The organism is Actinomadura sp. NPDC048032 (assembly GCF_040653175.1).
GTDB lineage: Bacteria > Actinomycetota > Actinomycetes > Streptosporangiales > Streptosporangiaceae > Spirillospora > Spirillospora verrucosospora.
Map to the genome: position 1 here is coordinate 1 of NZ_JBEZJP010000748.1, position 1,909 is coordinate 1,909.

Annotated in this window: 3 protein-coding genes; all 3 read left to right on the top strand. The window is 73.0% G+C overall.

Annotated elements, in window-relative coordinates:
- The coding region (locus tag AB0C69_RS41820; RefSeq protein ID WP_360362381.1) for a hypothetical protein at positions 1–458 on the top strand (458 nt) is incomplete at its 5' end.
- Between the two features lie 73 nt (positions 459–531).
- On the top strand, positions 532–855 hold the full coding sequence (locus tag AB0C69_RS41825) for a DUF3817 domain-containing protein (RefSeq protein WP_345184581.1): 324 nt from the start codon (positions 532–534) through the stop codon (positions 853–855).
- A gap of 71 nt (positions 856–926) precedes the next feature.
- Positions 927–1,829, top strand: a complete 903-nt coding sequence (locus AB0C69_RS41830) for a helix-turn-helix domain-containing GNAT family N-acetyltransferase (protein ID WP_360362384.1) — start codon at positions 927–929, stop codon at positions 1,827–1,829.
- Positions 1,830–1,909 lie beyond the last annotated feature (80 nt).

The following is a 1,909-nucleotide window of genomic DNA, read 5'->3' on the forward strand; positions in this document are numbered from 1 at the left end:
GTCCCGCCGGTCGCGTCAAGAGGCTCGCGGGAAACCTCAGCCCGGCGCGCCGGGCCGGGGTCGCGGTCGGGGGCCGCCGGACCGGGGGTAGGCTCGGTGACGTGCGACGGTTCCTCACCCCCGGCTGGCTCGGGCTTCACGCGCTCGCCATCGTGCTGTGCGGCGCGTTCCTCGGCTTCGGCTGGTGGCAGTTCGACCGGGCCCAGGGCGGCAACGACCGCAGCTGGGCCTACACGTTCGAGTGGCCGATCTTCGCGATCTTCGTGATCGTGATGTGGGTCAAGATGATCCGGGACGAGCGGGCCGGGGTGCGGCCCGCGCCGAGGACCATCGAGGAGCCCGCCGAGGCCGAGGTCAAGCGGGAGATCATCCGGCAGCAGGAGGAAGAGGACCCCGCGCTCGCGGCGTACAACCGCTACCTCGCGCGGCTCAACTCCGAGAGCCGCGGGCGCGGCTGACCCGCGTCCCGCACACCCCGCCCATGGGGGTCCGCCCCGCCCGAGGGGCAGCCGAACGAAAGGTACGTTTGCTGTGGAAGGCGCGGTGGCCAGGTACCGGATCCTGGCGCTGGTGGTCGGCACGCTGCTGGTGCTGCTGGTCATCGGCATGATCCTCAAGTACGGCCCCACCGACATGCCGGCGCTCGCGGGCATCGTGGCGCCCGTCCACGGCTTCCTCTACATGGTCTACCTGGCGGTCGCCTACGACCTGTGGCGGCGCACCGGCTGGCCGCTGGGCCGGATGGTGATGATCGTGCTCGGCGGCGTCGTGCCGCTGATGACCTTCTTCGTCGAGCGCAGGGTGGTCCGCGACGCGCGGGAACTGCGGCCCGCGAAGGCCGAGGCGAACGTCTGACGACCCCTGGGGGTGGCGCGCGGCGCCCGTCTCGCCTAATGTTTGACTGAGTCAAACGTTAGGAGGCGGGCATGGAGGCGACCCGGGAGGACGTCGGCACGATCCGCGCGTTCAACCGCTTCTACACCGGCGTCATCGGGGTGCTCGGCGAGGGGGTCGTCCGGTCGCCGTACTCGCTGACCGAGGCCAGGGTGATCTTCGAGCTGGCGCAGCGCGAGGACAGCGAGGTGCTGGCCCTGCGCCGCGCCCTCGACCTCGACGCGGGCTATCTCAGCCGGATGCTGGCCCGGTTCGAGACCGACGGCCTCGTCGCGCGGGAGCGGGCGCCGGGGGACGCCCGGCGCCAGATCGTCCGGCTCACCCCGCGCGGCCGCGAGGTGTTCGCCCTGCTGGACGAGCGGTCCGTCGCCGAGATCCGCGAGCTGCTGGACGGCCTGGACCCGGTCGACCGCCGCCGCCTGCTCGCGGCGATGCGCACCGTCCAGGACGTCCTCGGGGAGCGCCCCCGCGGAGCCGAGTTCGTTCTGCGCGCGCTGCGCCCCGGCGACCTCGGCTGGGTGGTGGAGCGCAACGGCGCCCTCTACGACGCGGAGTGCGGCTGGGACCGCACCTACGAGGCCCTGGTCGCCTCCGTCGTCGCCGACTACGTGCGCGGGCACGACCCGGAGCGGGAGAACGCCTGGATCGCCGAGTCGGACGGGGAGCGGCTGGGCGCCGTGTTCTGCGTCCGGCGGGAGGACGACGTCGCGCAGCTCCGGCTGCTGCACGTCGAGCCGCGGGCCCGCGGGACGGGCGTCGGGGCGGCGCTGGTCGGCGCCTGCGTGGACTTCGCCGCCGAGGCGGGCTACTCCGAGATCATGCTGTGGACGACGGCGCTGCAGCGTCCCGCGCACCGCCTCTACGAACGGGCCGGGTTCGTCCTGGAGGAGCAGGAGGACCCGGTGGAGCGCTTCGGGGACGTCGTGCGCGGCTGAGCGCGGGTGCGGTCCACCATGCCCGTGGATCGTTCCAAAGCGGGTCTCTTTCGCGGCGGCATCTCCCGAGTCTCGAGTCT